The following is a 25872-nucleotide window of genomic DNA, read 5'->3' as shown; positions in this document are numbered from 1 at the left end:
CGGGGGCCAATTCGCATCTGCCGTGCTTTTCCGGCATACTAGATGAGTTGTTCAAGCGCTTCTTCGCGTCCCGATCCGGATAATGCCGGGTGCAGGGTCCAAGTAGGAGACCAAACATAACCCACCCCAATGGATTTGCGGATTTGTATGCGTGTTCAGCGCGACACGCCCGACCGCGGGGGTCGGTTGCGCCGGCAAGGTGAGGAACCCGGATCTATCCGGATTCAGCTTGTGCGGCGGATGGTGGTTACGACCTCAAATGCTTCGGCAGCCATACAACGAGTAAGTGAACAGGGCAGCCCTAAACCGGGGAAGCACAGACTGAAAGAGAGTCAGGCGACATGGCGGGACAAAAAATCCGCATCCGGCTGAAGTCATACGACCACGAGGTCATTGACGTTTCAGCACGGAAGATCGTTGAGACGGTCACGCGCGCAGGCGCAACGGTAGTTGGCCCCGTGCCGCTGCCTACGGAGAAGAACGTGTACTGCGTTATCCGCTCTCCGCACAAGTACAAGGACAGCCGCGAGCACTTTGAAATGCGCACGCACAAGCGTCTTATCGACATCATCGATCCCACGCCGAAGGCTGTTGACTCGCTCATGCGTCTCGACCTGCCGGCTGACGTGAACATCGAAATCAAGCTGTAGGGAGGTGCTGAGAGACTATGACCGCAACCCGTAACGTAAAGGGCCTGCTGGGCACGAAGCTCGGCATGACCCAGGTCTGGGACGAGAACAACAAGCTCATCCCCGTCACTGTGGTCCAGGCAGACTCGAACGTCATCACCCAGCTGCGCAACGCAGAAGTTGATGGCTACGTCGCAGTTCAGATCGGCTACGGCCAGATCGATCCCCGCAAGGTCACCAAGCCGCTGGCTGGTCACTTTGAAAAGGCAGGCGTCACGCCTCGCCGCCACGTCGTCGAACTTCGTACCGCAGATGCTGCCGAGTACGAGCTGGGCCAGGAGCTCTCCGTAGAGGTCTTCGAAGCCGGCCAGAAGATCGACGTCGTCGGGACCACCAAGGGTAAGGGCTTCGCCGGTGTTATGAAGCGTCACGGCTTCCACGGCGTTGGAGCTTCCCACGGTGCCCACAAGAACCACCGTAAGCCCGGTTCAATCGGTGGCGCATCCACCCCGAGCCGCGTCTTCAAGGGCATGAAAATGGCCGGCCGCATGGGCGCCGTTCGTCACACCACGCTGAACCTCACGGTCCACGCGGTTGACGTCGAGAAGTCGCTGCTCCTGATCAAGGGTGCCGTCCCCGGCGCCCGCGGCCAGGTCGTACTCGTACGCACCGCCGTGAAGGGAGCCTAGTTCAATGGCTAACACTGTCCAGGTTGACCTGCCTGCAGAGATCTTCGACGTTCAGACCAACGTGCCGCTGCTGCACCAGGTTGTCGTTGCCCAGCTCGCTGCTGCCCGCCAGGGAACCCACAAGACCAAGACCCGCGCTGAAGTTTCCGGTGCAGGACGCAAGCCGTTCAAGCAGAAGGGCACCGGCCGCGCCCGTCAGGGTTCAATCCGTGCTCCTCACATGACCGGTGGTGGCGTTGTCCACGGTCCCACCCCGCGTGACTACAGCCAGCGGACCCCCAAGAAGATGATTGCTGCTGCACTGCGCGGCGCACTGTCTGACCGGGCCCGCAACGGGCGCATCCACGTTGTCGCGGAACTGGTTGAAGGCACCAAGCCCTCCGCCAAGACCGCCCTGGCGACGCTCCGCGGTGTTTCCGACCGCAAGAACCTGCTGGTCGTCATCGAGCGCGATAACGACGTTGCTGCACTGTCCGTGCGCAACCTCGCCGGCGTTCACGTTCTGTACGTAGACCAGCTGAACACCTACGACGTTCTCGTCTCTGATGACGTTGTCTTCACCAAGGCTGCCTACGACGCATTCGTTGCCGCTAAGGCAGCTAAGAACGAGGAGGATGCCAAGTGAGTGCAGCCACCATCAAGGATCCCCGCGACGTCGTGCTTGCACCCGTCGTGTCGGAAAAGAGCTACGGCCTGATCGACGAGGGCAAGTACACCTTCCTGGTGGACCCCCGTTCGAACAAGACCGAGATCAAGCTGGCCGTGGAGAAGATCTTCTCCGTCAAGGTCGAATCGATCAACACCATCAACCGTGCCGGTAAGCGCAAGCGCACCAAATTCGGATGGGGTACCCGCAAGAACACCAAGCGTGCGATTGTCACCCTCAAAGAAGGCACCATCGACATCTTCGGCGGTCCGCTCGCGTAGCGGAGACCACTTTAACGAGGAAATAAATTATGGGAATCCGTAAGTACAAGCCGACTACCCCGGGCCGTCGCGGCTCGAGCGTAGCGGACTTTATCGAAATCACGCGGTCGACGCCGGAAAAGTCGTTGGTACGTCCGCTGCCCAAAAAGGGCGGCCGTAACAACACCGGTAAGATCACCACCCGTCACAAGGGTGGCGGACACAAGCGCCAGTACCGTCTGATCGACTTCCGTCGCCACGACAAGGACGGCGTCAACGCCCGCGTTGCCGAAATCGAGTACGATCCGAACCGCACGGCTCGCATCGCCCTCCTGCACTACGTTGATGGCACCAAGCGTTACATCATCGCTCCCAACAAGCTCTCCCAGGGTGACGTTGTTGAGGCAGGTGCCGGTGCTGACATCAAGCCCGGTAACAACCTGCCGCTGCTCAACATCCCGGTGGGTACCGTCATCCACGCAGTTGAACTGCGTCCGGGCGGCGGCGCCAAGATGGGCCGCTCCGCCGGCGCATCCATCCAGCTTGTTGCCAAGGAAGGCCGCTTCGCCCAGCTGCGTCTGCCTTCCGGCGAAATCCGCAACGTTGACGTGCGCTGCCGCGCAACCGTCGGCGAGGTTGGCAACGCCGAGCAGTCGAACATCAACTGGGGCAAGGCCGGCCGTATGCGGTGGAAGGGCGTCCGCCCGACCGTCCGTGGTGTCGCCATGAACCCGGTTGACCACCCGCACGGTGGTGGTGAGGGTAAGACGTCCGGTGGACGTAACCCCGTCAACCCGAACGGTAAGCGGGAAGGCCGCACCCGCCGCCCCAACAAAGAGAGCGACAAGCTTATTGTGCGTCGCCGTCGTACTGGCAAGAACAAGCGATAGGAGCCTGGACACATGCCACGCAGCCTGAAAAAAGGTCCTTTCGTTGACCAGCACCTCTTTGTGAAGGTAGCCAGGGAAAACGAAAAGGGCACCAAGAACGTCATCAAGACCTGGTCCCGCCGTTCGATGATCATCCCCGACATGCTCGGACACACGATCGCCGTACACGACGGACGCAAGCACATCCCGGTGTTTGTCACTGAGTCGATGGTCGGGCACAAGCTCGGCGAATTCGCTCCCACGCGGACATTCCGCGGCCATGTCAAGGACGACCGTAAGGGCAAGCGCCGCTAGGCGCCTGCGTTTACGTCAAAGACGAGAGAAGGAAAGCAATGGAAGCCAAGGCAATTGCGCGCCACATCCGCGTAACGCCTATGAAGGCCCGGCGCGTCGTCAACCTTGTTCGTGGATTGCAAGCGAATGAGGCTCTGGCAATTCTGAAGTTTGCCCCGCAGGCAGCTTCGGAGCCGGTATTCAAGGTAGTTCAGTCGGCAATCTCTAACGCCCGGGTCCTCGCGGACCGCGACGGCGTGGCGTTTGACGAAGGCGACCTCATCATCAGCGAAGCGTTTGTTGATGAAGGCCCGACCATGAAGCGGTTCCAGCCGCGTGCCCAGGGTCGTGCATTTCAGATCAAGAAGCGCACCAGCCACATCACCGTGGTAGTCGCTACCCCGGAGAAAGAGGAGGCTCGCTAAGTGGGACAGAAAGTAAACCCGCACGGGTTCCGACTCGGCATCACCACCGATCACGTATCGCACTGGTTCGCTGACAGCACCAAGGCCGGGCAGCGGTACAAGGACTTCGTTCGCGAAGACATCCGCATCCGCCAGCTCATGTCCACGGGCATGGAGCGCGCCGGCATCGCCAAGGTCGAGATCGAGCGCACCCGTGACCGCGTCCGCGTGGACATCCACACGGCCCGTCCCGGCATCGTCATCGGCCGCCGTGGAGCAGAAGCAGACCGCATCCGCGGCGAGCTCGAAAAGCTCACCGGCAAGCAGGTCCAGCTGAACATCCTCGAGGTCAAGAACCCCGAGATGGAAGCTCAGCTTGTGGCCCAGGGCGTTGCAGAGCAGCTGACTTCCCGCGTGGCATTCCGCCGTGCGATGAAGAAGGCCATGCAGTCCGCACAGCGTGCAGGTGCCAAGGGCATCCGTATCGCCTGCTCGGGCCGCCTGGGTGGCGCTGAAATGTCCCGCTCGGAGTTCTACCGCGAAGGCCGTGTGCCCCTGCACACCCTCCGCGCGAACATCGACTACGGCTTCTACGAAGCCAAGACCACCTTCGGCCGCATCGGTGTGAAGGTCTGGATCTACAAGGGTGACGTCACCGCCAAGGAACTGGCCGCACAGGCCGCTGCCGCACCGTCCCGCGGTAACCGTGGCGACCGTCCCGGCCGTCCGGGTGGCGCTGACCGCGGTGACCGCCGTCGTCGTAACGACCGCCCGGCCGCTGACGCAGCTCCTGCTGCTGAGGCTCCGGCAGCTGAAGCAGCACCTGCTGCTGTAGAAGGAGGACAGGCTTAAATGCTTATCCCACGTCGAGTCAAGCACCGTAAGCAGCACCACCCGGGTCGTTCCGGCGCTGCCACGGGCGGCACCGAGGTCTCGTTCGGTGAGTGGGGTATCCAGGCTCTGAGCCCGGCATACGTCACCAACCGTCAGATCGAATCTGCCCGTATTGCGATGACCCGCCACATCAAGCGTGGCGGTAAGGTCTGGATCAACATCTACCCGGACCGTCCCCTGACCAAGAAGCCGGCCGAAACCCGCATGGGTTCCGGTAAGGGTTCACCGGAATGGTGGGTCGCCAACGTCAAGCCGGGCCGGGTTCTTTTCGAACTCTCCGGTGTCAATGAAGAGGTAGCTCGCGAGGCCCTGCGCCTGGCAATCCACAAGCTGCCGTTGAAGGCACGCATTGTGCGTCGCGAAGGTGGTGAGTAGAAATGGCAGTAGGATCCAAGGATTTGGCTCCCGCACAGCTGGACGGTTTCGACAACGAGCGTCTCGTTGAAGAACTCCGCAAGGCCAAGGAAGAGCTGTTCAACCTGCGTTTCCAGTCCGCCACCGGACAGCTGGAGAACCACGGTCGCCTGCGCGCGGTAAAGAAGGACATCGCCCGCATCTACACCGTTCTCCGCGAACGCGAGCTGGGCATTCGTGCCGAGGTTGCCGCACCGGTTGTGGAAGCCAAGGAAGAAAAGAAGTCCAAGAAGGCTGCAACCAAGAAGGCCGACAAGGCTGAAAAGGCTGAGACCGAGGAGGACGCCAAGTGAGTGAAAAGGACCAGAACGTGACCGAAACTGCTACCGCAGCCAAGGCTGGGGAGCGCGGTTACCGCAAGACCCGTCGCGGCTATGTGGTCTCCGACAAGATGGAAAAGACCATCGTTGTCGAGGTTGAAGACCGCGTGAAGCACGCACTGTACGGCAAGGTCATCCGCCGCACCTCCAAGGTCAAGGCCCACGACGAAGAAAACACCGCCGGCATCGGCGACCTCGTTGTCATCGCCGAGACCCGTCCGCTGTCCGCCACCAAGAACTGGCGGCTCGTGGAAATCCTCGAAAAGGCCAAGTAGCACCTGCTGCTTCGCTGGAAGCCCCTGTTCCCTTTCCGGGAACGGGGGCTTCCTCGTTTTAACCCACGCGTCACGCCAGGCAGCCTTTCGCCGCAGCGGACGACGACGGCGCCCGGACTGGCGGGGGAGTGGCACCTTGGGCGGGCCGAAAGTCTGCCCCGCGTGACGCCGTCGTCCGTCTTCTCCTCGACGCCCCATCTCTTCCTGCACCTTTTTCGGGAACGCGCCATCAGGTCCTGCACCTTTTTCGGGAACGCGCCATCACTTGCCAGAAGGAATGAGCGGGAGGTGATGGGGCGTTGGTGGTTTTGCTGCGGGAGGTGATGGCGCGTCTTGGGCAGCGGACGACGGCGGCGCCCGGACTGGCGGGGGAGTGGCACCTTGGGCGGGCCGAAAGACTGCCCCGCGTGACGCCGTCGTCCGTCTTGCAGGCCGGGGGACCGGGGTGATATGGGGACCGGCGGAAAACGTGCTAGGATATTGAGTTTGTATGGCGCCTTCTGCGCGCCATCATCAACCTCGTAAACAAGCGTGCCACAGCATAGTGCCCCTGTGCGCCCGGGATCCGTCCCGGACCGGGTGGGAGCAACTGCTTCTGGCACGGGCGTTTAGGCCTGGTCTGGCAAAATCCAGGCAGGTCAAGAGACACCCCGATCAACCGTTCCGCAAGGCTCATTCCGTAGCAAGACCACGGCCTGAGAACCGGCGCGACGCAAGGAGTAAATAGTGATTCAGCAGGAGTCGCGACTGAAGGTCGCCGACAACACGGGTGCTAAGGAAATCCTTACCATTCGCGTTCTCGGTGGATCTGGCCGTCGCTACGCAGGCATCGGTGACGTCATTGTCGCCACCGTCAAGGATGCAATCCCGGGCGGCAACGTAAAGAAGGGCGATGTGGTCAAGGCCGTCATCGTCCGTACCAAGAAGGAACGCCGCCGTGCGGATGGTTCCTACATCAAGTTTGACGAGAACGCAGCTGTGATCCTGAAGAACGACGGCGACCCCCGCGGTACCCGTATCTTCGGACCGGTTGGTCGTGAACTGCGTGACAAGAAGTTCATGAAGATCGTTTCTCTGGCTCCGGAGGTGCTCTAGTCCATGGCTGCAAAGATCAAGAAGGGTGACCTGGTTCAGGTCATCACTGGCGCCAAGGCTGAGCGCGGCGGCGACCGCGGCAAGCAGGGCAAGGTTCTGCGCGTATTCACCGACACCAACCGCGTGCTGGTTGAGGGTATCAACCGCGTCACCAAGCACACCCGTGTTGGACAGTCGCAGCGCGGCACCAAGACCGGCGGCATCGAGGTCGTAGAGGCCCCGATCCACATTTCCAACGTGGCCCTGGTTGACCCGTCGACCAAGAAGCCGACCCGCGTGGGCTTCCGCCTCGACACTGTGGAGAAGAACGGCGTCAAGAAGACCGTCCGCATCCGCGTGTCCAAGAGCTCCGGGAAGGACATCTAATGACTGAGACTCTCGAGACTCCGGCAACGAAGATCGTTCCTCGTCTGAAGACCAAGTACGCCGAATCCATCAAGGCCACGCTGCAGGATGAATTCAAGTACGAGAACGTGAACCAGGTACCCCGCCTGGTGAAGGTTGTTGTGAACATGGGTGTTGGAGATGCCGCCAAGGACTCCAAGCTGATCGACGGCGCTGTCCGCGACCTCACCCAGATCACCGGCCAGAAGCCGCAGGTTACCAAGGCCCGCAAGTCGATCGCACAGTTCAAGCTGCGCGAAGGCATGCCCATCGGTGCACACGCAACCCTGCGTGGCGACCGCATGTGGGAATTCGTGGACCGCCTGGTCACCCTGGCACTGCCCCGTATCCGCGACTTCCGCGGACTCAGCGGCAAGCAGTTCGATGGCAACGGCAACTACACCTTCGGTCTGACCGAGCAGGTTATGTTCCACGAAATCGACCAGGACAAGATCGACCGCGTCCGCGGTATGGACATCACGGTTGTGACCACCGCCAAGACCGATGACGAAGGCCGCGCGCTGCTCAAGGCGCTTGGTTTCCCGTTCAAAACCGAAGCTTAATTAACTACGTAAAAGGTCCGGCCGCTCCGCTCCCCAAAGGACGGAACGGCGGAAACCGTTATGAGGAAGGGCATGAGCCCACATGACAATGACAGATCCTGTCGCAGATATGCTTACGCGCCTGCGTAACGCAAACTCGGCATACCACGACTCCGTGTCTATGCCTTACAGCAAGCTCAAGGCACGCGTTGCCGACATCCTCAAGGCCGAAGGTTTCATCGCCGGCTGGAAGGAAGAGGACGCTGAGGTTGGCAAGAAGCTGACCCTCGAACTCAAGTTCGGTCCGAACCGTGAGCGTTCCATCGCCGGTGTACGCCGCATCTCCAAGCCGGGCCTCCGCGTTTATGCGAAGTCCACCAACCTGCCTCACGTGCTCGGTGGCCTGGGTATCGCTATCCTGTCCACCTCTTCCGGCCTCCTGACTGATAAGCAGGCCGGCAAGAAGGGCGTGGGCGGCGAAGTCCTCGCGTACGTCTGGTAACGGGAAAGGAAGAGAATAATGTCACGTATTGGACGTCTCCCCATCACCGTTCCTGCCGGCGTTGAGGTCAAGGTTGACGGCTCTGTCGTCAGCGTCAAGGGTTCCAAGGGGGAGCTGACCCACACTGTGGCCAGCCCCATCGAGGTTGCCCTGGACGAGAACACCCTGACCGTCAGCCGCCCGAACGACGAGCGCGCCTCCCGTTCGCTCCACGGCCTGACCCGCACCCTGATCGCGAACATGATCCAGGGCGTCACCGCAGGCTACGAGAAGAAGCTTGAAATCGTCGGTACCGGTTACCGCGTTCAGGCCAAGGGATCTGACCTTGAGTTCGCTCTCGGCTACAGCCACCCGGTCAACGTTTCGGCTCCGGCCGGCATCACCTTTGCAGTAGAGGGACCGACCAAGCTCTCTGTCTCAGGTATCAACAAGCAGCAGGTCGGCGAGGTTGCTGCCAACATTCGCAAGCTGCGGAAGCCTGACCCGTACAAGGGCAAGGGCATCCGTTACGCCGGCGAAGTCATCCGCCGCAAGGTCGGAAAGGCTGGTAAGTAACCATGGCCATCTCCATTAACAAGAAGCGTACGAACAAGAGCAAGGCTGCTGGTCGCAGCCGCCGCCAGCTTCGTATCCGCAAGCGCATTTCCGGAACGGCTGTCCGCCCCCGCCTGGTGGTCAACCGCTCCGCACGCCACGTATTTGTCCAGGTTGTCGATGACACCATTGGCCAGACCGTAGCAAGCGCGTCCACTCTGGAAGCCGACCTTCGTGCATTCGACGGTGACAAGACTGCCAAGGCCAAGCGCGTCGGCGAGCTCGTTGCCGAACGTGCCAAGGCTGCCGGCGTCGAGGCTGTTGTGTTCGACCGTGGTGGTAACAAGTACCACGGCCGGATTGCCGCCGTCGCTGACGGTGCACGCGAAGGTGGGCTGTCACTGTGACCGAAGCAAACAAGGAAAAGGACACTGTGTCTGCAGATCAGAAGGCCCCCGAAGCCGCAGCTGCTGAGACCACTGCCCCCGCTGCCGACGACCGCCGTGGTGGCGCCCGTCGTGGCGAGCGTGGCGACCGTGGCCAGGGCCGCGGCGACCGCGGTGGCCGTGGCGGCCGCGACGGTGGCCGTGAAGCCGAAAAGAACCAGTTCGTAGAGCGCGTTGTCACCATCAACCGCGTTTCCAAGGTCGTCAAGGGTGGTCGTCGCTTCAGCTTCACCGCACTGGTCGTCGTTGGTGACGGTAACGGCATGGTCGGCGTGGGCTACGGCAAGGCCAAGGAAGTTCCCGCTGCTATCGCCAAGGGCGTTGAAGAGGCCAAGAAGTCCTTCTTCCGTGTTCCGCGCGTTGGCAGCACCATCCCGCACCGCGTTCAGGGTGAAGCCGCTGCCGGCGTCGTAATGCTGCGTCCGGCCTCCGCCGGTACCGGTGTTATCGCCGGTGGTCCGGTCCGTGCAGTACTGGAGTGCGTGGGCATCCACGACATCCTCTCCAAGTCGCTCGGTTCCTCCAACGCCATCAACATCGTTCACGCGACCGTTGATGCCCTGAAGCGCCTCGAAGAGCCGGCAGCAGTGGCAGCACGCCGCGGCCTGCCGCTGGACGAGATCGCGCCCCCGGCACTGGTGAAGGCCCTCCTGGCTCCGAAGGCAGGTGTTTAGTCATGGCTAAGAACCTGGTCCCCTCCGACGCTCAGTTGGAAATCACTCAGATCAAGTCCGCCATTGGCGGCAAGCAGAACCAGCGCGACACCCTGCGGTCCCTCGGCCTGAAGCGGATCGGACACACCGTTGTTCGCACCGCCGACGCCGTGACCGTTGGAATGCTCAACACGGTTCCGCACCTGGTAAAGGTAGAGGAGGCGAAGTAAATGGCAGAGAACACTGCTGATAAGGCACAGGCTGCTGAGAAGCAGAACGCCCTGAAGGTTCACCACCTGCGTCCCGCTCCGGGTGCCAAGACCGCCAAGACCCGTGTGGGTCGTGGTGAGGCATCCAAGGGTAAGACCGCCGGTCGCGGTACCAAGGGTACTGCTGCCCGCTACCAGGTGAAGGCTGGCTTTGCCGGCGGCCAGCTGCCGCTGCACATGCGCCTGCCCAAGCTGCGTGGCTTCAAGAACCCGTTCCGGGTTGAGTTCCAGGTTGTAAACCTGGACAAGCTCAACGAGCTGTTCCCGGAAGGTGGCGCAGTCACCGTGGAGAACCTGGTCGAAAAGGGTGCCGTTCGCAAGAACCAGCCCGTCAAGGTGCTGGGCACCGGCGACATCACCGTCAAGGTTGACGTCACCGTCCACGCATTCTCGGCCAGCGCCGCTGAAAAGATCGCTGCAGCAGGCGGAAGCACCACCGCCCTCTAAAGGGACGGCGCCAGCTGTTAAACTCCCGGTATCCGTGGGCTTCGGCCCCGGATACCGGGAGTTTTTCGTATCCGCCGGGCGATCAAATCCCGCCATCCGGCGCATGGACCCGGGGCCGGATTGTTCGCATGGCGCGAAGAACCGTTAGACTCGGATGTCGGGATCTATCGATTCCCCTCACCCCACTCTTATTAACACCACAGGAGGACGCTTGCTTAGCGCATTTGGCCGGGCCTTTCGCACGCCTGATCTGCGACGCAAGTTGTTGTTCACGCTGGGAATCATCACCATATTCCGCTTGGGTGCTTTCATTCCCTCGCCAGGTGTGAACTACCAGAATGTCCAGCAATGCTTGCATAACGGTCAGACTGCCGGCGGGCTGTACCAGCTCGTCAACCTCTTCAGCGGCGGCGCGTTGCTCCAGGTGTCCATCTTCGCCCTGGGCATCATGCCCTACATCACGGCCAGCATCATCGTCCAGCTGCTCCGGGTGGTCATTCCCCGGTTCCAGGAGCTCTACGACGAGGGCGCGTCGGGCCAGTCCAAGCTGACCCAATACACCCGCTACCTCACCATCGCGCTGGGCCTGCTCAACGCCACCACCCTGGTGTCCCTGGCCCGCTCCGGGCAGCTGCTTCCCGGCTGCCAGCTGCCGGTGATCCCCGACTCCAGCATTATCACCACCATCCTGATTATCATCACGCTCACGGCCGGCACCGGCCTGATCATGTGGATGGGCGAGCTCGTCACGGAGAAGGGCGTGGGCAACGGCATGTCGCTGCTCATCTTCACCTCCATCGCCGCCCAGTTCCCCACCTCGCTGGGTGCCATCTGGACCTCGCAGGGACCGGGAACCTTCTTCCTCGTCCTGGTGGTGGGCCTCCTGACCGTCGCGCTGGTGGTATTCGTCGAGCAGTCACAGCGCCGCATTCCGGTGCAGTACGCCAAGCGTATGATCGGCCGGCGCACCGTGGGCGGCACCAGCACCTATATCCCCATCAAGGTGAACATGGCCGGTGTCATTCCGGTGATCTTCGCTTCCTCCATGCTCTACATTCCCGGGCTGATCGCGCAGTTCAACCAGCCCCGGAACGGCGAGCCACTGCAACCGTGGGTTGAATGGATCAACAACAACCTCACCCGCGGTGACCACCCGATCTATATGGCGGTTTACTTCCTCCTGATCGTGTTCTTTACCTACTTCTATGTCGCGATCACCTTCAACCCTGAAGAAGTCTCAGACAACATGAAGAAGTACGGCGGCTTCATTCCAGGTATCCGCGCCGGCAGGCCGACCGCTGACTACCTGCAGTACGTGCTCTCACGGATCACCCTGCCCGGCGCCCTCTACCTGGGTATCGTGGCGCTGATTCCGCTGGTGGCACTTGTGCTGATCAACGCAAACCAGAACTTCCCGTTCGGTGGCACCTCGATCCTGATCATGGTGGGCGTTGGGTTGGAGACCGTAAAGCAGATTGATGCGCAGCTACAACAACGTCACTACGAAGGGCTTTTGCGATGACGAGAATGCTGATTATTGGACCTCCCGGTTCCGGAAAAGGAACGCAGGCGGAGCGGATTTCAGAACGCCTCGGCGTTGTGGCCATCTCCACCGGCGACATCTTCCGTGCCAACGTGAAGGGTGAAACCCCGCTGGGCCTCGAGGCCAAGAAGTACATGGACAACGGGGACTTCGTTCCGGACAGCGTGACCAACAAGATGGTCCGCGACCGCCTGAACGAGTCCGATGTCGAAAACGGCTTCCTGCTCGACGGCTACCCGCGCACCACCGCGCAGGTTGACTACCTTGACGAGATCCTCGCCGACGGCGACGAGAAGCTCGACGTGGTCCTGCAGCTGACTGCCGACGACGAGGAGCTGGTCCACCGCCTCCTGGGCCGTGCCAAGGAAACGGGCCGGAGCGACGACAACGAAGCCGTCATCCGTCACCGCCTTGACCTGTACCACGAGCAGACCGAAGCCGTGGTGGCGAAGTACGCCGACCGCGGCATCCTCACCAAGGTTGACGGGATCGGTCCCATCGACGAAGTGACCAACCGCGTGATGCAGGCCATCAAGGCCGCACAGGCAGCCTGACCAAAGGCGCCCGGTTTTATCGAGGCTCCTCCCGGCATCCGGGAGGGGCCTCAGCCATTTGAAAGGAAACACCATGGCCTTCGGCCAACCCCGCATCGAATTCAAGAACAACGCCCAGATGCGCACCATGCACGAGGCCGGTCTGGTCCTCAGCCGTGCACTGGATGCCGCAGTTGCCGCCGCGGTGCCGGGGGTCACCACCAAGCATCTGGATGACGTCTTCGCCGCCGTGCTCAACGAGGCGGGCGCCAAGTCCAACTTCCTGGGCTACCACGGCTTCCCGGCCACCATCTGCACGTCCGTCAACGAGGAAGTGGTTCACGGCATTCCGGGCAGCCGCGTCCTGCAGGACGGCGACATCATTTCCATCGACGGCGGGGCGATCGTCGACGGCTGGCACTCGGACTCCGCGCGCACGGTGATCGTGGGAACCGCGGATCCTGAGGACCAGCGGCTGTCCGACGTCACGCAGGCCGCAATGTGGCGGGGGATCGCTGCGCTGGCCAAGGGTACGCACGTGGGTGACATCGGCGCCGCCATCGACGATTACGTCTCGTCAGTCTCCGGCAAGCCGTTGGGCATCCTGGAGGACTACGTGGGCCACGGCATCGGCTCCGAGATGCACATGGCCCCGGACGTCCTGAACTACCGCACCAACCACCGCGGGCCCAAGATCAAGCCGGGCCTGTGCCTCGCCATCGAGCCCATGCTGGTCCGTGGCAGCATCGACACCGCAGTCCTGGAAGACGACTGGACCGTGGTGACCACCGACGGCAAGCGCTCCTGCCAGTGGGAGCACTCGGTGGCAGTGCACGAGAAGGGCATCTGGGTGCTTTCAGCGCCCGACGGCGGCGCGGAGCACCTGGTGCCCCTCGGCGTCACCCCGGTGCCGATCCCGTAAGGGACGCGCCCCTTCCCCTGCGATACGCAAAATCCCTGTCGACACCGAAATACCCTGTGTGTCAGCCTGTTGTGTGACACTTCGGGGCGGGGAAGGAACGCCCATGGAAATTCCGACTCGTCCCACAAAGTTTCATCGGTTCTCGGCCCAGCAGAAGTGGGATTTGTTGCTGGAATACGACAAGTGCGTGGACTGGGGTTCCAAGTCCGAGTTTTGCCGCCGGGTTCAGGTGCACTCCGCGACCTTCCGTGATTGGCTTGCTGCCCGGGATGAAGGGCGGCTCCTGCCGCCGGGGGTTCAACCCGGGACAGGTGAGGGGAAGGCATGGATGACAGCGCGTGACAGGGATGAACTCAAACACCTTCGGACAGAGAACGAGCGGCTGAAGCAAAAGCTGGAGAAGTCGGAGGCCGCGGTGGAGATCCTGGGAAAAGCTGCCGCGCTCCTGGACGCTATGGCCCGGAGCGCGGCAGCAACAGATCCCCACTTGGACGAACCGGAACCAGGCCGGCCAGAGTGGCTGAAGAAGCCCGTCGACGGGACGTCCTCCTCGGAGTGATCACCGCGTTGAGTGGTGTCGGCTACGGAGTCCGCAGGGCCTGCAGCCTGCTGGGGCTCTCCCACGAGACCTGGTACCGGTATCGCAGAGGCACCAAACGCCCCGGTGTTGTCGTTGCCCACCGTGACCGGTCCTATCCGAACAGGATCAGCCCCGAGGACGAAGAGAAACTGCTCCAAACCATTAACAACGAGGAGTATTCCGGGCTCTCCGTCACACAAGCCGTGAGGAGGATGGCTGATGCCGGGGACATCTATTGCTCGATGGCATCTGCCCACCGGATCGTCCGTCGGCATGGCCAGAACGGGGACCGACGCCGCCGAAGATCCGCTGGCGCCGCAACAACCTCCCGCGCGAAACCAGTCCTCCAAGCCACAGCGCCGAATCAGCTATGGTCCTGGGACATCACGATGCTTCGTGGGCCCGGCAGACAACACCTCAAGCTCTACACCATCATTGACGTCTTCTCGCGGAAAGTCATGGGCCACCGAGTCGAGCAGGTCGAGGACACAGCACTCGCCCAGGACCTCATCCGCAGCGCAGTCCTGGCTGCCAGGACAGCCCCGAAAGTGCTCCACGCGGACAACGGAGGACCCATGAGGTCCGCCCGGACATGGGAACTGCTGCGCACCTTGGGGATCCGTCCCTCGCATTCCCGCCCGAGAGTCTCCAACGACAACCCCTACATCGAATCCCTCTTCAAGACCGTGAAGTACTCACTCGAATTCCCCGAGCGCTTCGAATCGCTCAAACAAGCTAGAGACTTTGCGCGCTGGTTCTTCGATGACTACAACAACAACCACCTGCACAGTGGCCTGAACTGGTTCACACCCACTTCAGTGCACGATGGCAGCGCAGCAGACATCCGGAACCACCGCCAACACGCCCACGAGGCCTACTACCGCCGACACCCCGAACGCTTCCGCAGCCCCCCGGTCACTCCGGCACCGCCCGGGGAAGCCTGGATCAACCAACCCAACCAAACACCCAAACTGTCACAGACAGCTTGATTTATTCCGAATATGGGTGTCGGCAGGGATTTTGCGTATCGCTCGCGAGCGTGCGCGTCGCGGGGAGTCAGGACTTGAGCTTCGGCTTCACGTCCCGGTCGTAGATGCCCTGCAGCGTGGTCTTCAGGTCCGTCATGGTGGGTTTGACGTCGCCCTGCTGGGTGAGGATCTTCGCGGCGGCCTTGGCCATCTCCTGGTCGGCGCCCGGCAGGAACACGCGGGCGTTGTCCTGGACCTTGGTCACCGCGAGCTGGTCCACTGCCGTCTGGATCTGCGGGGTCTTGGCCAGGACTGCCTTCATGTCCGCCGACTTGCGGGTGGGCATGTAGCCGGTGGCGGCGGAGAATTCCGCGGTGCTCTCCGGCTGGGTGACGAAGTCCAGGAACATCCCGGCGGCCAGCTGTTCCTCCTTGGTGATGCCGCTGGGGATGCCCAGGCCGGCGCCGCCCGTGGGGCAAACGTTGGATTCCGCCTTGGGGCCGCCGGGCAGGAAGCCAACACCTACGTTGAACTTGGCCGACTTCAGGATCCCCAGCAGTGAGCCCGTGGAGGCGATGGTTGCGGAGGTCAAGCCGGCCGAGAAGTCATCCGCCGCCTCTTTGGACGAGACGCCCGCCCACTTGTCCTTGTAGATCGAGTCCTGGGCCCACTGCAGCGCCGCAACCGACTCGGCGGAGTCGCAGGTGATGTCCCATTCCTTGGACCAGCCGCCGCCCCAGCCCCACAGCATGTTCTGCAGCGTCCAGCCTGCGTAGCCGGCCAGCGCGGGATAGATGTAGGCGTACTGGGCGCCGGAGCTTGCCTTCAGCTTGGGCGCCCACTCACCGAATTCCTGCCAGGTCTTGGGAGCACGGTCCGGAATGCCGGCCGCCGCGAAGTGGTCCTTGTTGTAGTAGAACAGCGGTGTTGACCGGCCATAAGGCAGTGCCCACTGCTTGCCGTCGTACTTGTAGTCATTGACCAGTGACTGCTGGAAGTCGTCCATCTTCATGTTCAGCTGTTTGGTCAGGGCGTCAACGGGAATGATGCTGCCGTTGGTGTAGTAGCGGAACCACCACACGTCGGAGAGGACCACAACGCCGGGAAGGCCGGACTTGGCCGCCTGCGCCGTTTGGAACTTCTGGGCGATTTCCTCGTAGTTGGCCCCGGCGGTGACCAGGTTCACGGTGATGCCCGGGTTCTTGGCCTGGAATTTCTCGATCAGGCTCTTCTCCACGTCCTGCGACTGTCCTGGGTGGCTGGACCAGAAGTCGATCTTGGCGGCAGGCTTCACGCCGCTGAAGTCGATATCGGCCGCCTGGGATGTGGCCTGTCCGCCGCCGGTTGTTGAAGGTCCGCCGCATGCGGCCAGGGCGGCAGCAGAGGCGGTGACCCCTGCCAGGCCCAGGAAGTGCCTCCGGTCCAGGTGAAGTGTCATGACAGTTCCTTTCGGTTGTTGCCTTTGGAAGGTTGGGACGTACGACGGCGGCCGGCAGCTTAGCCGGTCACGCTGCCTTGGGTGAGGCCCGCCACGATGTAGCGCTGCAGGGCCGCGAAGATGATCAGGATGGGAACGATGACCAGGACCGCCCCGGCCATGAGGACACCCCAGCCGGCGGCGTTGCTCTCGTTGTTCTGCAGCAGGGTCAGGCCCACGGGGAGGGTCATGGTCTCCGGCCGGTCCGTGATGATGAGCGGCCAGATGTAGTCATTCCACTCGGTCACGATGGTCACCAGGGCCACGGTGGCGACGGAGGGGACCGACACGGGGACCACGATCTGCCACAGCCGGCGCCAGTGGCCGGCACCGTCCATCTCGGCCGATTCCAGGATCGAGGCCGGCAGGGTACGGAAGTGCTGGCGCAGCAGGAACGTGCCGAACGCGGTGCCAAGGCCGGGAAGGATGATGCCCCACAGGGTGTTCTTGCCCCCGATCCCCGCGATCAGGATGAAGTTGGGCAGGATGGACACCTGCGGCGGCACCATGAGCGCCACCAGGATCAGCAGGAAAATGAAGTTCCGGAACGGGAAGCGGACAAAGACCAGTGCGTACGCCGTGAGGATGGCCAGCAGCACCTTGATGGTGGCCCCAGCCAGGGTGACGATGGTGCTGTTCAGGAAGAACTGGCCGAACGGCACGGTGGTCATGGCCGTCCGGTAGTTCTCCAGGTTCAGGCTTTCCGGCAGGATTTTCAGGTCGGTGGTGACGATTTCCCCCGACTGCTTGAAGGAGCTGAGCACCATCCACAGCAGGGGAAGGAACACCACCAGCGTGGCCACGAGCAGCGGCAGGTAGCCGCCCACCACGGTCTGGATGAGGTTCCGGCGCGAAAACGGTTGGTCGCGGCGAAGGCCTGGATCCGGGGCGGCGGGGTCCGGGCTCACCGGTGATAGGGAGGTCACGAGTAGTGCACCTTTCGTTCCACGAACCGCAGCTGGAGCACGGTGATGACCAGGAGGATGGCGAACAGGACCACCGAAATGGCTGCCGAGTAACCTGCACGGTTGTAGGCGCCGAAGGCCTGGAGGTATGCCTCATAGATCAGGGTGCTGGTGCCGGTGCCCAACGGCGTCATGATCCGGATGAGGTCGAAGGCCTGCAGTGAGCTGAGCATGGTGGTGATCAGGAGGAAGAACGTGGTGGGGGACAGCAGCGGCAGCGAGATGCTGAGGAAGCGCCGGAAGCCGTTCGCCCCGTCGAGGGATGCTGCCTCCATCACGTCCTGCGGAAGGGACTGGAGCCCGGCGAGATACACCACAGCGCAGTAGCCCAGGTTCTTCCAGACGTAGACCAGGATCACCATGACCAGCGACAGCTGCGGATCGTTGATCCATTGTGGGCTTTGTTGTCCGATGCCCCGGAGCAGCCAGGCCAGGACGCCGTAGCCGGGGTCGAAAATGAACAGCCACACCAGGCCCACGCCGACGCCGGAAAGGACGTAGGGGGCAAACACGGCGGAACGGGCAAACGTGGTGCCCCGGACCTTCGCGTTCAGGGCCAGCGCCACCAGCAGTCCCAATATCATAGAGCCGCCCACGGTCACCAGGGTGAACACCGCCGTGGTCCCCAGGACTTTCGGCGCATCGTTGCTGGTGAAGAAGGTGACGTAGTTAGTAAAGCCAACCACGGTGGCGGTGGGGGAACCCAGGGTCCAGTCCAGCGTGGAGTAGTACATGTTGCTGAACAGCGGGCGGTAGGTGAAGACGGCGATCAGCACAAGGTTGGGCAGCGCCATGGCAAGGAAAACGAAGAAGTCGCGGCGGGCCCGTGCGGTCCACCGGCGTCTTGGAACTTTTGCTGAGCGCCCCGGCGGCCTGTTGGGTTTGGCCGAGGGGTGGGGGGCGAGTTGACGGGTCATGCGTGTCTCTCCCGGGTTGGGAGCCTGCTCGTGGCCGGCCCTGGCTTGATCTAGGGACTACTACACCAGACCGTCAGGGGGCTGAAACCCGCATATGCCCTTGTCAGGGAACTGTTATCCAAGGCTTCGTCGCCCGTTAACGCTGTGTTGAATGCAGTCTCGCATAAAGTTCGCCGATGCGGCAGGGGCGCGCCAGCAGAGGGGACAATAGGGGGCATGGGAACCATTACCGATGTTCCGGGCATTCGCGTGGGCCACGTCCAGAAGGACAGCGACGGCTGGCTGACAGGCGTCACCGTTGTCCTGCCGCCGCCGGGCACCATCGGCTCAGTGGATGTCCAGGGCGGCGGGCCGGCCACCCACGAAACAGACGCCCTTGACCCCACCACGCTGGTCAGCGCGGTCGATGCCGTAGTTCTCACCGGCGGCAGCGCCTACGGGCTCGCGGCCGCGGCGGGCGCCCAGCGCTGGTGCGAGGAGAACGGCCGCGGCTTTGCCGTCCCCGGGGGAGTGGTGCCCATCGTCCCGGCCGCCGCCATCTTCGACCTCGGCAGGGGCGGCGACTTCTCAGCACGGCCGACGCCGGACATGGGCTACGCGGCAACCGCCGCCGCAGCAGCACAAAAGGAAGGGCACGACGTCGGACGCGGCAACGTCGGCGCCGGCACCGGGGCGCTGATCGGCAGGGGACAGTTCAAGGGCGGTGTAGGCACGGCCTCGGTCACCCTTGAGAACGGGGCGGTTGTCGGTGCCATCGCGGTCGTCAACGCGCTGGGCCTGCCGTTCGAGCCAGCTAAGCCGGTCTCGGGGAAGAGTGCTGATCCGCAGCCCCTCAACACCACTCTTATCGTGGTGGCAACTAATGCAGTCCTCGATGTGGCTGAGTGCAAGCGGACTGCCTCCGCATCCCATGCAGGGATTGCCCGGGCACTGAACCCGAGCCACACCCTGGCCGATGGGGACACCGTTTTCTGTTTGTCCACCCAGGCATTGGCACTGGACCGCTCGGACGACGCTGCCCGGCAGATCAGCCTCATCACGCTTCAAAGCGCGGCAGCCGACGTCGTCCGTTTGGCCATCGTTGACGGTGTGGCCGCGGCTGTTGCGGTGAGCACTCCGGCTGGCGAATATGGTGCGTACCGCACCTCGTAGGCTACTATGGCCGATTTAACTTTTACCGGCCAACAGGGTAGTGTTGTTTGTTGGTTGTCTGGACTGCCACGCCCTTTTGGGCCTGGAGCCGGCGATCGATCCAACAAAAACGTTCGTGGTCATGCCCGGTGCTATCCGGCGGGGCTGCGGCAACAACAGTTAGCGGAGGGTATGGCCAAGAAGGACGGGGTCATTGAGATCGAAGGCGTTGTGACCGAGGCGCTGCCTAACGCGATGTTTCGCGTTGAGCTCACCAACAAGCACATCGTTCTGGCACACATCTCTGGAAAGATGCGTCAGCACTACATCCGAATCCTCCCTGAGGACCGCGTAGTGGTGGAGCTGAGCCCGTACGACCTCACCCGTGGTCGTATCGTCTACCGCTACAAGTAAATTACTGGGCAGCTGCAGCGCATGCTGACTGCTGCTCCAGTTGACCAACTGCTACACGCAAAGGAATGCCATGAAGGTCAAGCCGAGCGTCAAGCAGATCTGCGAAAAGTGCAAAGTGATCCGCCGTAATGGCCGGGTCATGGTGATCTGCGAGAACCCGCGCCACAAGCAGCGCCAGGGCTAATTTCCTTCCCTGAAGGAAATCCTGGGTTGCTAACCCACGCAAGTAAATAAAGGCAGCACAAGCTGATCTGGAACATTGAGCTCGAAAGAGTCCGGACAGCTAACCCCCGGTCGGAGGCTGGGGCCGCATGGAACATGCGGGTGTACTGCCTACGACCTCCGGTTTATCAAGGAGTACTGCCACTATGGCTCGTCTCGCTGGCGTAGACATTCCCCGCGAAAAGCGGCTGGAAATTGCGCTTACTTACATCTACGGCGTGGGCAAGACCCGTGCACACGAAACCCTGGCTGCCACTGGCATCAGCGCTGACGTCCGCGTCAAGGACCTCACCGATGCCCAGCTGGTTGAGCTGCGTGATTACATCGAAGGCAACTACAAGGTTGAGGGTGACCTTCGCCGCGAAGTAGCAGCTGATATCCGCCGCAAGGTTGAAATCGGCAGCTACGAAGGTATTCGCCACCGTAAGGGCCTGCCGGTCCGCGGGCAGCGTACCAAGACCAACGCCCGTACCCGCAAGGGTCCGAAGCGCACCGTCGCAGGCAAGAAGAAGGCCCGTTAAAATCCCCACCCGGGATTTACGGACTTTCCCCAATAACTTTCTGTAGGAGAAAAAATGCCCCCGAAGACTCGTGGCGCGGTTCGCAAGCCGCGTAAGAAGGACAAGAAGAATATCGCGCTTGGCCAGGCGCACATCAAGAGCACCTTTAACAACACCATCGTTTCCATCACGGATCCCAGCGGTGCTGTTATTTCCTGGGCTTCCTCCGGTGAGGTTGGCTTCAAGGGCTCGCGGAAGTCCACCCCGTTCGCTGCCCAGATGGCTGCCGAAGCCGCTGCCAAGCGTGCGCAGGAGCACGGCATGCGCAAGGTAGACGTTTTCGTCAAGGGTCCGGGTTCCGGACGCGAGACGGCAATCCGTTCGCTGCAGGCCGCAGGCCTCGAGGTTGGCTCCATCCAGGACGTCACCCCCGCAGCGCACAACGGCTGCCGCCCGCCGAAGCGCCGCCGCGTCTAATTCTTTTCCGCAGCAGGAGCTTGCCCGGACCAAGTGATGGTCCGGGCAAGCCCAGCGCGTTAAGTCTTCAGACCGAATTTCCACCACCTGTGTTGCGTCATATAGCGGATGCTCGCCGAAAGGAAACCTAAGTGCTCATTGCACAGCGCCCCACCCTCTCCGAAGAGGTAGTCTCCGAAAACCGTTCGCGTTTCATCATTGAACCGCTGGAACCGGGCTTCGGCTACACCCTCGGAAACTCCCTCCGCCGTACCCTGCTCTCCTCCATCCCCGGTGCTGCCGTAACCAGCATCCGGATCGATGGTGTGCTGCACGAGTTCACCACGGTTCCGGGTGTCAAGGAAGATGTCACCGAGATCATCCTTAACATCAAGAGCCTGTCGGTTTCCTCCGAGCACGACGAGCCCGTCGTTGCCTACCTGCGCAAGCAGGGCCCCGGAGTCGTCACCGCCGCGGACATCGCTCCGCCGGCCGGCGTCGAATTCCACAACCCGGATCTGCACATCGCCACGCTGAACTCGAAGGGCAAGTTCGAGCTCGAACTGACCATCGAGCGCGGCCGCGGCTACGTTTCGGCAGCTCAGAACAAGTCCGGTGATGCAGAGATCGGCCGTATCCCGGTTGACTCCATCTACTCGCCGGTGCTGAAGGTTACTTTCCGCGTGGAAGCAACCCGTGTTGAGCAGCGCACCGACTTCGACAAGCTGATTGTCGACGTCGAGACCAAGCAGGCCATCGCCCCGCGCGATGCTGTTGCTTCCGCAGGCACCACCCTGGTGGAACTGTTCGGTCTGGCCCGTGAGCTGAACACCGCAGCTGAAGGTATCGAGATCGGCCCGTCGCCAACCGACGCTGCCCTGGCAGCCGACATGGCACTGCCGATCGAGGATCTGGACCTCACCGTCCGTTCCTACAACTGCCTCAAGCGTGAGGGCATCCACACCGTGGGTGAACTCGTTGCCCGCTCTGAGGCTGACCTGATGGATATCCGCAACTTTGGTGCGAAGTCCATTGACGAGGTCAAGGCAAAGCTGGTTGAACTGGGCCTGTCCCTCAAGGACTCGCCTCCCGGTTTTGACCTCGCAGCACGCGCCGCAGCAATCGAAGAGGACGACGCCGCCTTCGGCGACGACGAACTCTAAACCAGACCTTGGCCGGCGGGCAGCACCATGGTGTGCCGCCCACGGCTTCCACATGAGGAGAAACAATTATGCCTACCCCCACTAAGGGTCCGCGTCTCGGCGGCGGCCCGGCTCACGAGCGCCTCATGCTCGCGAACCTGGCAGCAGCACTGTTCGAGCACAAGCGGATCACCACCACGGTGACCAAGGCCAAGCGCCTGAAGCCGTACGCAGAGCGCCTGGTGACCTTCGCCAAGCGTGGCGACCTCGCTTCCCGCCGCCGCGTGCTCGGCCTGATCAGCAACAAGGGCGTCGTCCACGAGCTGTTCACCGACATTGCGCAGGCTGTGGAGAACCGCGAGGGCGGCTACACCCGCATCACCAAGATCGGCAACCGCAAGGGCGACAACGCTCCCATGGCTGTCATCGAACTGGTCCTCGAGCCGGTTTCCGCCAAGCAGGCCGTCGTAGCCGAGGCTACCCAGGCTGCTGCCAAGGCTGCTCCGGCCGCCGAGGAAGCTCCCGCTGAAGAGGCTCCGGCCGCTGAAGAAGCTGCTGCAACCGAAGAGGCACCCGCTGCTGAGGAAGCTGCAACCGAAGAGGCTCCGGCCGCTGAGGAAGCTGCTGCTCCGGCTGCCGAGGAGAAGGACGCGAAGTAATTCGCTGACTCTCTTCGCATAGACTTAGGTCTGTGAACCACCAAAAACCCGCGGCCCCCGTTCCAGGGGGCGGCGGGTTTTTGCGTATCCGGCTTGATCTTTCGTACGACGGCGGCCCGTTCAGCGGGTGGGCGCTGCAGCCGGGACGGCGCACCGTACAGGGTGTCCTGGAGGAGGCACTCGAGCTTCTGGTGCGCCGGGCGGTGCGGGTCACCGTTGCGGGGCGGACCGACGCCGGCGTGCATGCCCGGGGCCAGGTGGTCCACCTGGACCTCACCGAAGCCGAGTGGCTGGGACTGCCGCGCGGGCACGAACTTGATCCCGCCGTCGCCATGCTGCGCAGGCTCCGCGGAGCACTCAGCCGTGTCCTGGGCGACCTGACCGGCGCGGTGGAGGTGCACAACATCTCGCTGGCACCCGGAGGCTTTGACGCCCGTTTCTCGGCCCTCTGGCGGCGCTACAGCTACCGGATCGCCGACGGGCCTGCCCTCTGGGATCCGCTGGAGCGGTACTTCACGCTGTGGCACAAGAGTGCGCTGGACGTGGACCTGCTGAATGAGGGGGCCTCGAAGCTTTTGGGCCTGCAGAACTTCCTGTCCTTCTGCAAGCCCCGCGAAGGAGCCACCACCATTCGTGAGCTGCAGCGCTTTGAGTTCAGGCGCGGCGAGGACGGCGTCATCGTGGCCACCGTCCAGGCCGACGCGTTCTGCCACAACATGGTGCGCGCGCTGATCGGCTCCGCGCTGTACGTGGGTGAGGGCCTTGTTGAGCCCGGGTGGCTGCACGAGCGGCTGCTGCTGCAGAAGCGGGACGCGAAGTCTGTCCTGGCCGCCCCGCACCCCTTGGTGCTGGAGGAAGTGGCCTATCCCTCGGACAGCGAGCTGCTGACCCGCGCCGAGCAGACCAGGGCCGTCCGCGAATCCTAACCACCCATCGATTGCTGCGTAAACGCCGTTTGAGGCTTCAAAACGGCAGGGGGCCCACGCCGGCGAGGGCCCCGGCCCGAGCTTGCGAGGGTAGGGAGCCGGTGGGGAGCAATCGATGATCAAAAAGCCGGGGGTGGGCCTTCCGCCGGAAGCGTTACCGTGAACGTGCTGCCCCGGCCCTCGCCGCTCTCGCACATGATGCTGCCGCCGTGGCGCTCCACGATCATCCGCGTGATGGAAAGGCCCAGTCCCACCCCGGGAATGGCTGCCTTCTGCGCAGACTCGGTCCGGAAGAAACGGTTGAAGACCTTTGCCGCGTCCTCGTGGGATATTCCCATCCCGGTGTCCGTGACGCTCAGCCGCACCCATTGCCTGTCCGCCGTCGCGCTGATGCTGATCTTCCCGCCGCCCGGGGAGTATTTGATGGCGTTGGAAACCAGGTTGTCCAGCACCTGCCCGATCCTTAGCGGGTCGGCGTAAGCCCACAGGGGCGACGGGACATCGGCGGCGATCTCCACGTGGGAGCGCTGGGCCGAGGCCTGGGCCGAACTGAGGCTGGTTTCCACCAGACTGGCAAGGTCGGTCCGCTTGGGGTGGACGTTCAGGGTGGTGGAGGCGGAGGCCGTCAGGTCGGCCACCAGGTCCAGCAGCCGCTCCGCGTTGCGCTGGACCACCAGGAGGCGCTGGGCCAGGTGCGGCGGCAGGCTGCCGGCCTCTTCCAGCACCAGGTCCACGTTGCCAACGATCGAGTTCAACGGGTTCTTGAATTCGTGCGAGACATTGGAGATCAGTTCCTGGTTCGCGGCAAGGGACTCCACCCAGCCGGTGACATCCGTGTAGACCACCACCGCGCCGGTGAGGCGGCCGTCCACGCTGACCAGCGGGCGGGCCGCCGTGGACAGTGCGCGCTGCTCCGGGCCCTCGCCGGCCCACACCAGGTAATCGGCAAAGGATTCCCCGGCCATGGCCCGGCTGATGGGCCGGCGGTCAGGGGGAAGCAGGGTGCGCCGGTCCTGGCCGAAGATGAGCTGGTGCCCCTGGCCGGGGACGGCCTCGTCAGCGCCCGTGGCGCGGCGGAAGGTGCGCTGGCGGCTGTTGGACACCAGGAAGTGGCCGGAACGGTCGACGGCGGCAATCCCGACGTCGGTGGCGTCCAGGACGGTTTCGAGCAGCTTTTCCCGTTCCCGGCTTGCCGCCAGCAGGTCCCGCAGTTCACGGTCCTTGTCCGCCAGTTCGCGCTGCTGCAGCCGGAGGTTCACGCTGGCGAAGCGGATGGCCAGGGACACGGCGAGCATCATGACGGGGAAGAGAACCACCGTGGTGAGGTCCGCGGCCGTGAGCGCTGGAAAGTCTGCCGCGGCCGTGGGGAGCATGATCAGGAGCGGCCCAACGAAGCTGAGCACCAGGCTGCTGCGCGCCAGCATGCCGGACGCGGAGAGCCAGATGACCGGGAAGACCACCAGGACGGCCAGGCCCGGCAGGAGCGGTGCCGCGCCGTTGCGCAGGAACCCGATCGCGGCGAAATCCAGCACGGGAATCAGCAGGTAGGGGCGGTGCGGCAGGCGTTCCCAGGGGACCAGGAAGCAGGCAAGGAACAGTATCCCGTGAAGGGCAAGGCCGGCCCCGTACAACGGACTGTGCAGGAGCGTGGGCCATGCGAATGGGGTGATCACTGCGATGACGCCCACCACAACGGTGAGGGGCAGCTGGCACAGCGCCACTTGGGCGCGGGTCCCCAGCCGGCGGAAGATGCGACCGGGCCCGCGGTGGAACAATGGCTCAGCCATGTTTCTGACTCGTACCCCTTCACAACTGGATTGCAGGCCCTGCCAGGGTCATTCAATTGCTTTACGTACCCTGGCACTTACCCTTTCCCGCCATACTGCACACGTCTTGTCATAATAATTGACTTTTCAATTTTTAGGGCGAATACGGATGTCATCAGCAAGGC

General features: G+C 62.8%; 37 protein-coding genes. 33 read left to right on the top strand and 4 right to left on the bottom strand.

The window, feature by feature from the left end; translation table 11 throughout:
* Positions 1 to 341: 341 nt before the first annotated feature.
* From rpsJ to ACTAQI_RS10225, 25 genes are all read left to right on the top strand, one after another.
* Positions 342 to 650: a 30S ribosomal protein S10 gene (rpsJ, locus tag ACTAQI_RS10345; protein WP_003803825.1), complete on the top strand. Its 309-nt coding sequence runs from the start codon at positions 342 to 344 to the stop codon at positions 648 to 650.
* Positions 651 to 667: 17 nt separating this feature from the next.
* Positions 668 to 1318: a 50S ribosomal protein L3 gene (rplC, locus tag ACTAQI_RS10340; RefSeq protein ID WP_102973689.1), complete on the top strand. Its 651-nt coding sequence runs from the start codon at positions 668 to 670 to the stop codon at positions 1316 to 1318.
* Positions 1319 to 1322: 4 nt separating this feature from the next.
* A complete protein-coding gene (gene rplD / locus ACTAQI_RS10335; RefSeq protein WP_457950881.1) occupies positions 1323 to 1943 on the top strand; it encodes a 50S ribosomal protein L4 in 621 nt (206 codons plus the stop codon).
* The gene (rplW, locus tag ACTAQI_RS10330) at positions 1940 to 2245 is read left to right on the top strand and encodes a 50S ribosomal protein L23 (RefSeq protein ID WP_011692807.1); all 306 of its coding nucleotides are present in this window, start codon (positions 1940 to 1942) and stop codon (positions 2243 to 2245) included. Before rplD ends, rplW begins: the two co-directional genes overlap by 4 nt.
* Positions 2246 to 2274: 29 nt before the next feature.
* On the top strand, positions 2275 to 3114 hold the full coding sequence (gene rplB / locus ACTAQI_RS10325) for a 50S ribosomal protein L2 (RefSeq protein WP_026264302.1): 840 nt from the start codon (positions 2275 to 2277) through the stop codon (positions 3112 to 3114).
* 12 nt (positions 3115 to 3126) lie between these two features.
* Positions 3127 to 3408: a 30S ribosomal protein S19 gene (gene rpsS, locus ACTAQI_RS10320; RefSeq protein WP_003803803.1), complete on the top strand. Its 282-nt coding sequence runs from the start codon at positions 3127 to 3129 to the stop codon at positions 3406 to 3408.
* 38 nt (positions 3409 to 3446) lie between these two features.
* Positions 3447 to 3812, top strand: a complete 366-nt coding sequence (gene rplV / locus ACTAQI_RS10315; protein WP_009358304.1) for a 50S ribosomal protein L22 — start codon at positions 3447 to 3449, stop codon at positions 3810 to 3812.
* Positions 3813 to 4643 (top strand): 30S ribosomal protein S3, encoded by an 831-nt coding sequence (rpsC, locus tag ACTAQI_RS10310; RefSeq protein ID WP_056334253.1) that lies wholly within the window; start codon positions 3813 to 3815, stop codon positions 4641 to 4643.
* Positions 4644 to 5060, top strand: coding sequence for a 50S ribosomal protein L16 (rplP, locus tag ACTAQI_RS10305; RefSeq protein WP_015937848.1), 417 nt, complete (start codon positions 4644 to 4646; stop codon positions 5058 to 5060). It begins immediately after the preceding gene.
* A 2-nt stretch (positions 5061 to 5062) separates the two neighbouring features.
* Positions 5063 to 5392, top strand: coding sequence for a 50S ribosomal protein L29 (gene rpmC, locus ACTAQI_RS10300; RefSeq protein ID WP_387557555.1), 330 nt, complete (start codon positions 5063 to 5065; stop codon positions 5390 to 5392).
* The gene (rpsQ, locus tag ACTAQI_RS10295; RefSeq protein ID WP_141159769.1) at positions 5389 to 5694 is read left to right on the top strand and encodes a 30S ribosomal protein S17; all 306 of its coding nucleotides are present in this window, start codon (positions 5389 to 5391) and stop codon (positions 5692 to 5694) included. Before rpmC ends, rpsQ begins: the two co-directional genes overlap by 4 nt.
* A 726-nt stretch (positions 5695 to 6420) precedes the next feature.
* Positions 6421 to 6789, top strand: a complete 369-nt coding sequence (rplN, locus tag ACTAQI_RS10290; protein WP_003803789.1) for a 50S ribosomal protein L14 — start codon at positions 6421 to 6423, stop codon at positions 6787 to 6789.
* Positions 6790 to 6792: 3 nt separating this feature from the next.
* Positions 6793 to 7155 (top strand): 50S ribosomal protein L24, encoded by a 363-nt coding sequence (gene rplX / locus ACTAQI_RS10285; protein WP_015937845.1) that lies wholly within the window; start codon positions 6793 to 6795, stop codon positions 7153 to 7155.
* Positions 7155 to 7736 (top strand): 50S ribosomal protein L5, encoded by a 582-nt coding sequence (gene rplE, locus ACTAQI_RS10280; RefSeq protein ID WP_018769138.1) that lies wholly within the window; start codon positions 7155 to 7157, stop codon positions 7734 to 7736. The genes rplX and rplE overlap by 1 nt, the downstream gene beginning before the upstream one ends.
* 82 nt (positions 7737 to 7818) lie before the next feature.
* A complete protein-coding gene (rpsH, locus tag ACTAQI_RS10275) occupies positions 7819 to 8217 on the top strand; it encodes a 30S ribosomal protein S8 (protein WP_018769139.1) in 399 nt (132 codons plus the stop codon).
* 18 nt (positions 8218 to 8235) lie between these two features.
* Positions 8236 to 8772, top strand: coding sequence for a 50S ribosomal protein L6 (gene rplF, locus ACTAQI_RS10270; protein ID WP_159631365.1), 537 nt, complete (start codon positions 8236 to 8238; stop codon positions 8770 to 8772).
* Between the two features lie 2 nt (positions 8773 to 8774).
* The gene (rplR, locus tag ACTAQI_RS10265) at positions 8775 to 9158 is read left to right on the top strand and encodes a 50S ribosomal protein L18 (protein ID WP_159631366.1); all 384 of its coding nucleotides are present in this window, start codon (positions 8775 to 8777) and stop codon (positions 9156 to 9158) included.
* Positions 9155 to 9871, top strand: a complete 717-nt coding sequence (rpsE, locus tag ACTAQI_RS10260; protein ID WP_457950880.1) for a 30S ribosomal protein S5 — start codon at positions 9155 to 9157, stop codon at positions 9869 to 9871. Before rplR ends, rpsE begins: the two co-directional genes overlap by 4 nt.
* A gap of 2 nt (positions 9872 to 9873) precedes the next feature.
* Positions 9874 to 10080: a 50S ribosomal protein L30 gene (rpmD, locus tag ACTAQI_RS10255; RefSeq protein WP_009358731.1), complete on the top strand. Its 207-nt coding sequence runs from the start codon at positions 9874 to 9876 to the stop codon at positions 10078 to 10080.
* Positions 10081 to 10566: a 50S ribosomal protein L15 gene (gene rplO / locus ACTAQI_RS10250; RefSeq protein ID WP_236799105.1), complete on the top strand. Its 486-nt coding sequence runs from the start codon at positions 10081 to 10083 to the stop codon at positions 10564 to 10566.
* Positions 10567 to 10777: 211 nt separating this feature from the next.
* Positions 10778 to 12088 carry a preprotein translocase subunit SecY gene (gene secY, locus ACTAQI_RS10245; protein WP_457950879.1) on the top strand — a complete coding sequence of 437 codons (1311 nt, stop codon included), beginning with the start codon at positions 10778 to 10780 and terminating at the stop codon, positions 12086 to 12088.
* A 5-nt stretch (positions 12089 to 12093) separates the two neighbouring features.
* On the top strand, positions 12094 to 12663 hold the full coding sequence (locus ACTAQI_RS10240; RefSeq protein ID WP_387558946.1) for an adenylate kinase: 570 nt from the start codon (positions 12094 to 12096) through the stop codon (positions 12661 to 12663).
* A 73-nt stretch (positions 12664 to 12736) separates the two neighbouring features.
* Positions 12737 to 13564 (top strand): type I methionyl aminopeptidase, encoded by an 828-nt coding sequence (gene map, locus ACTAQI_RS10235; RefSeq protein WP_457950878.1) that lies wholly within the window; start codon positions 12737 to 12739, stop codon positions 13562 to 13564.
* A 103-nt stretch (positions 13565 to 13667) separates the two neighbouring features.
* Positions 13668 to 14123: a hypothetical protein gene (locus ACTAQI_RS10230; protein ID WP_457946092.1), complete on the top strand. Its 456-nt coding sequence runs from the start codon at positions 13668 to 13670 to the stop codon at positions 14121 to 14123.
* On the top strand, positions 14081 to 15133 hold the full coding sequence (locus ACTAQI_RS10225) for an IS3 family transposase (RefSeq protein WP_457946093.1): 1053 nt from the start codon (positions 14081 to 14083) through the stop codon (positions 15131 to 15133). Before ACTAQI_RS10230 ends, ACTAQI_RS10225 begins: the two co-directional genes overlap by 43 nt.
* A 67-nt stretch (positions 15134 to 15200) precedes the next feature.
* Here the strand turns inward: ACTAQI_RS10225 and ACTAQI_RS10220 are convergent, their stop codons facing one another.
* From ACTAQI_RS10220 to ACTAQI_RS10210, 3 genes are read right to left on the bottom strand one after another with little or no spacing between them, the layout of a single operon-like run.
* Positions 15201 to 16550, bottom strand: a complete 1350-nt coding sequence (locus ACTAQI_RS10220) for an ABC transporter substrate-binding protein (protein ID WP_457950877.1) — start codon at positions 16548 to 16550, stop codon at positions 15201 to 15203.
* 59 nt (positions 16551 to 16609) lie between these two features.
* A complete protein-coding gene (locus tag ACTAQI_RS10215; protein ID WP_457950876.1) occupies positions 16610 to 17515 on the bottom strand; it encodes a carbohydrate ABC transporter permease in 906 nt (301 codons plus the stop codon).
* Complete coding sequence (locus ACTAQI_RS10210) at positions 17512 to 18471, bottom strand: carbohydrate ABC transporter permease (RefSeq protein WP_457950875.1); 960 nt, start codon at positions 18469 to 18471, stop codon at positions 17512 to 17514. The genes ACTAQI_RS10215 and ACTAQI_RS10210 overlap by 4 nt, the downstream gene beginning before the upstream one ends.
* A gap of 216 nt (positions 18472 to 18687) precedes the next feature.
* Here ACTAQI_RS10210 and ACTAQI_RS10205 point away from each other — a divergent pair, with 216 nt between their 5' ends.
* The 8 genes from ACTAQI_RS10205 to ACTAQI_RS10170 all read left to right on the top strand — a co-directional run bounded on the left by ACTAQI_RS10205 (position 18688) and on the right by ACTAQI_RS10170 (position 23921).
* Positions 18688 to 19623 (top strand): P1 family peptidase, encoded by a 936-nt coding sequence (locus ACTAQI_RS10205; RefSeq protein ID WP_457950874.1) that lies wholly within the window; start codon positions 18688 to 18690, stop codon positions 19621 to 19623.
* Positions 19624 to 19794: 171 nt separating this feature from the next.
* Positions 19795 to 20016, top strand: a complete 222-nt coding sequence (gene infA / locus ACTAQI_RS10200) for a translation initiation factor IF-1 (protein WP_009358723.1) — start codon at positions 19795 to 19797, stop codon at positions 20014 to 20016.
* Between the two features lie 70 nt (positions 20017 to 20086).
* The gene (rpmJ, locus tag ACTAQI_RS10195) at positions 20087 to 20200 is read left to right on the top strand and encodes a 50S ribosomal protein L36 (protein WP_009358722.1); all 114 of its coding nucleotides are present in this window, start codon (positions 20087 to 20089) and stop codon (positions 20198 to 20200) included.
* A gap of 184 nt (positions 20201 to 20384) precedes the next feature.
* A complete protein-coding gene (gene rpsM / locus ACTAQI_RS10190; protein WP_028275004.1) occupies positions 20385 to 20759 on the top strand; it encodes a 30S ribosomal protein S13 in 375 nt (124 codons plus the stop codon).
* A gap of 54 nt (positions 20760 to 20813) precedes the next feature.
* Entirely contained in the window at positions 20814 to 21215 is a 402-nt protein-coding gene (gene rpsK / locus ACTAQI_RS10185; RefSeq protein WP_018760435.1) for a 30S ribosomal protein S11, read from the top strand.
* Positions 21216 to 21346: 131 nt separating this feature from the next.
* Positions 21347 to 22357 carry a DNA-directed RNA polymerase subunit alpha gene (locus ACTAQI_RS10180; protein ID WP_013601812.1) on the top strand — a complete coding sequence of 337 codons (1011 nt, stop codon included), beginning with the start codon at positions 21347 to 21349 and terminating at the stop codon, positions 22355 to 22357.
* Between the two features lie 68 nt (positions 22358 to 22425).
* The gene (gene rplQ / locus ACTAQI_RS10175; RefSeq protein ID WP_457950873.1) at positions 22426 to 22995 is read left to right on the top strand and encodes a 50S ribosomal protein L17; all 570 of its coding nucleotides are present in this window, start codon (positions 22426 to 22428) and stop codon (positions 22993 to 22995) included.
* Between the two features lie 32 nt (positions 22996 to 23027).
* Positions 23028 to 23921 carry a tRNA pseudouridine synthase A gene (locus ACTAQI_RS10170; protein WP_457950872.1) on the top strand — a complete coding sequence of 298 codons (894 nt, stop codon included), beginning with the start codon at positions 23028 to 23030 and terminating at the stop codon, positions 23919 to 23921.
* A 119-nt stretch (positions 23922 to 24040) separates the two neighbouring features.
* On the opposite strand, the gene ACTAQI_RS10165 is transcribed toward ACTAQI_RS10170, so the two are convergent.
* Positions 24041 to 25708 (bottom strand): sensor histidine kinase, encoded by a 1668-nt coding sequence (locus tag ACTAQI_RS10165; RefSeq protein ID WP_457950871.1) that lies wholly within the window; start codon positions 25706 to 25708, stop codon positions 24041 to 24043.
* Positions 25709 to 25872 lie beyond the last annotated feature (164 nt).

Source organism: Pseudarthrobacter sp. alpha12b (assembly GCF_054130495.1).
This window is presented reverse-complemented; position numbering and strand designations above follow the sequence as displayed.

Coding starts and splice junctions, on each gene's coding strand:
- rpsJ (WP_003803825.1), top strand. CDS start 342: ATGGCGGGACAAAAAATCCGCATCCGGCTGAAGTCATACGACCACGAG.
- rplC (WP_102973689.1), top strand. CDS start 668: ATGACCGCAACCCGTAACGTAAAGGGCCTGCTGGGCACGAAGCTCGGC.
- rplD (WP_457950881.1), top strand. CDS start 1,323: ATGGCTAACACTGTCCAGGTTGACCTGCCTGCAGAGATCTTCGACGTT.
- rplB (WP_026264302.1), top strand. CDS start 2,275: ATGGGAATCCGTAAGTACAAGCCGACTACCCCGGGCCGTCGCGGCTCG.
- rpsS (WP_003803803.1), top strand. CDS start 3,127: ATGCCACGCAGCCTGAAAAAAGGTCCTTTCGTTGACCAGCACCTCTTT.
- rplV (WP_009358304.1), top strand. CDS start 3,447: ATGGAAGCCAAGGCAATTGCGCGCCACATCCGCGTAACGCCTATGAAG.
- rplP (WP_015937848.1), top strand. CDS start 4,644: ATGCTTATCCCACGTCGAGTCAAGCACCGTAAGCAGCACCACCCGGGT.
- rpmC (WP_387557555.1), top strand. CDS start 5,063: ATGGCAGTAGGATCCAAGGATTTGGCTCCCGCACAGCTGGACGGTTTC.
- rplX (WP_015937845.1), top strand. CDS start 6,793: ATGGCTGCAAAGATCAAGAAGGGTGACCTGGTTCAGGTCATCACTGGC.
- rplE (WP_018769138.1), top strand. CDS start 7,155: ATGACTGAGACTCTCGAGACTCCGGCAACGAAGATCGTTCCTCGTCTG.
- rpsH (WP_018769139.1), top strand. CDS start 7,819: ATGACAATGACAGATCCTGTCGCAGATATGCTTACGCGCCTGCGTAAC.
- rplF (WP_159631365.1), top strand. CDS start 8,236: ATGTCACGTATTGGACGTCTCCCCATCACCGTTCCTGCCGGCGTTGAG.
- rplR (WP_159631366.1), top strand. CDS start 8,775: ATGGCCATCTCCATTAACAAGAAGCGTACGAACAAGAGCAAGGCTGCT.
- rpmD (WP_009358731.1), top strand. CDS start 9,874: ATGGCTAAGAACCTGGTCCCCTCCGACGCTCAGTTGGAAATCACTCAG.
- rplO (WP_236799105.1), top strand. CDS start 10,081: ATGGCAGAGAACACTGCTGATAAGGCACAGGCTGCTGAGAAGCAGAAC.
- ACTAQI_RS10240 (WP_387558946.1), top strand. CDS start 12,094: ATGCTGATTATTGGACCTCCCGGTTCCGGAAAAGGAACGCAGGCGGAG.
- map (WP_457950878.1), top strand. CDS start 12,737: ATGGCCTTCGGCCAACCCCGCATCGAATTCAAGAACAACGCCCAGATG.
- ACTAQI_RS10230 (WP_457946092.1), top strand. CDS start 13,668: ATGGAAATTCCGACTCGTCCCACAAAGTTTCATCGGTTCTCGGCCCAG.
- ACTAQI_RS10220 (WP_457950877.1), bottom strand. CDS start 16,550: ATGACACTTCACCTGGACCGGAGGCACTTCCTGGGCCTGGCAGGGGTC.
- ACTAQI_RS10210 (WP_457950875.1), bottom strand. CDS start 18,471: ATGACCCGTCAACTCGCCCCCCACCCCTCGGCCAAACCCAACAGGCCG.
- ACTAQI_RS10205 (WP_457950874.1), top strand. CDS start 18,688: ATGGGAACCATTACCGATGTTCCGGGCATTCGCGTGGGCCACGTCCAG.
- infA (WP_009358723.1), top strand. CDS start 19,795: ATGGCCAAGAAGGACGGGGTCATTGAGATCGAAGGCGTTGTGACCGAG.
- rpmJ (WP_009358722.1), top strand. CDS start 20,087: ATGAAGGTCAAGCCGAGCGTCAAGCAGATCTGCGAAAAGTGCAAAGTG.
- rpsM (WP_028275004.1), top strand. CDS start 20,385: ATGGCTCGTCTCGCTGGCGTAGACATTCCCCGCGAAAAGCGGCTGGAA.
- rpsK (WP_018760435.1), top strand. CDS start 20,814: ATGCCCCCGAAGACTCGTGGCGCGGTTCGCAAGCCGCGTAAGAAGGAC.
- rplQ (WP_457950873.1), top strand. CDS start 22,426: ATGCCTACCCCCACTAAGGGTCCGCGTCTCGGCGGCGGCCCGGCTCAC.
- ACTAQI_RS10165 (WP_457950871.1), bottom strand. CDS start 25,708: ATGGCTGAGCCATTGTTCCACCGCGGGCCCGGTCGCATCTTCCGCCGG.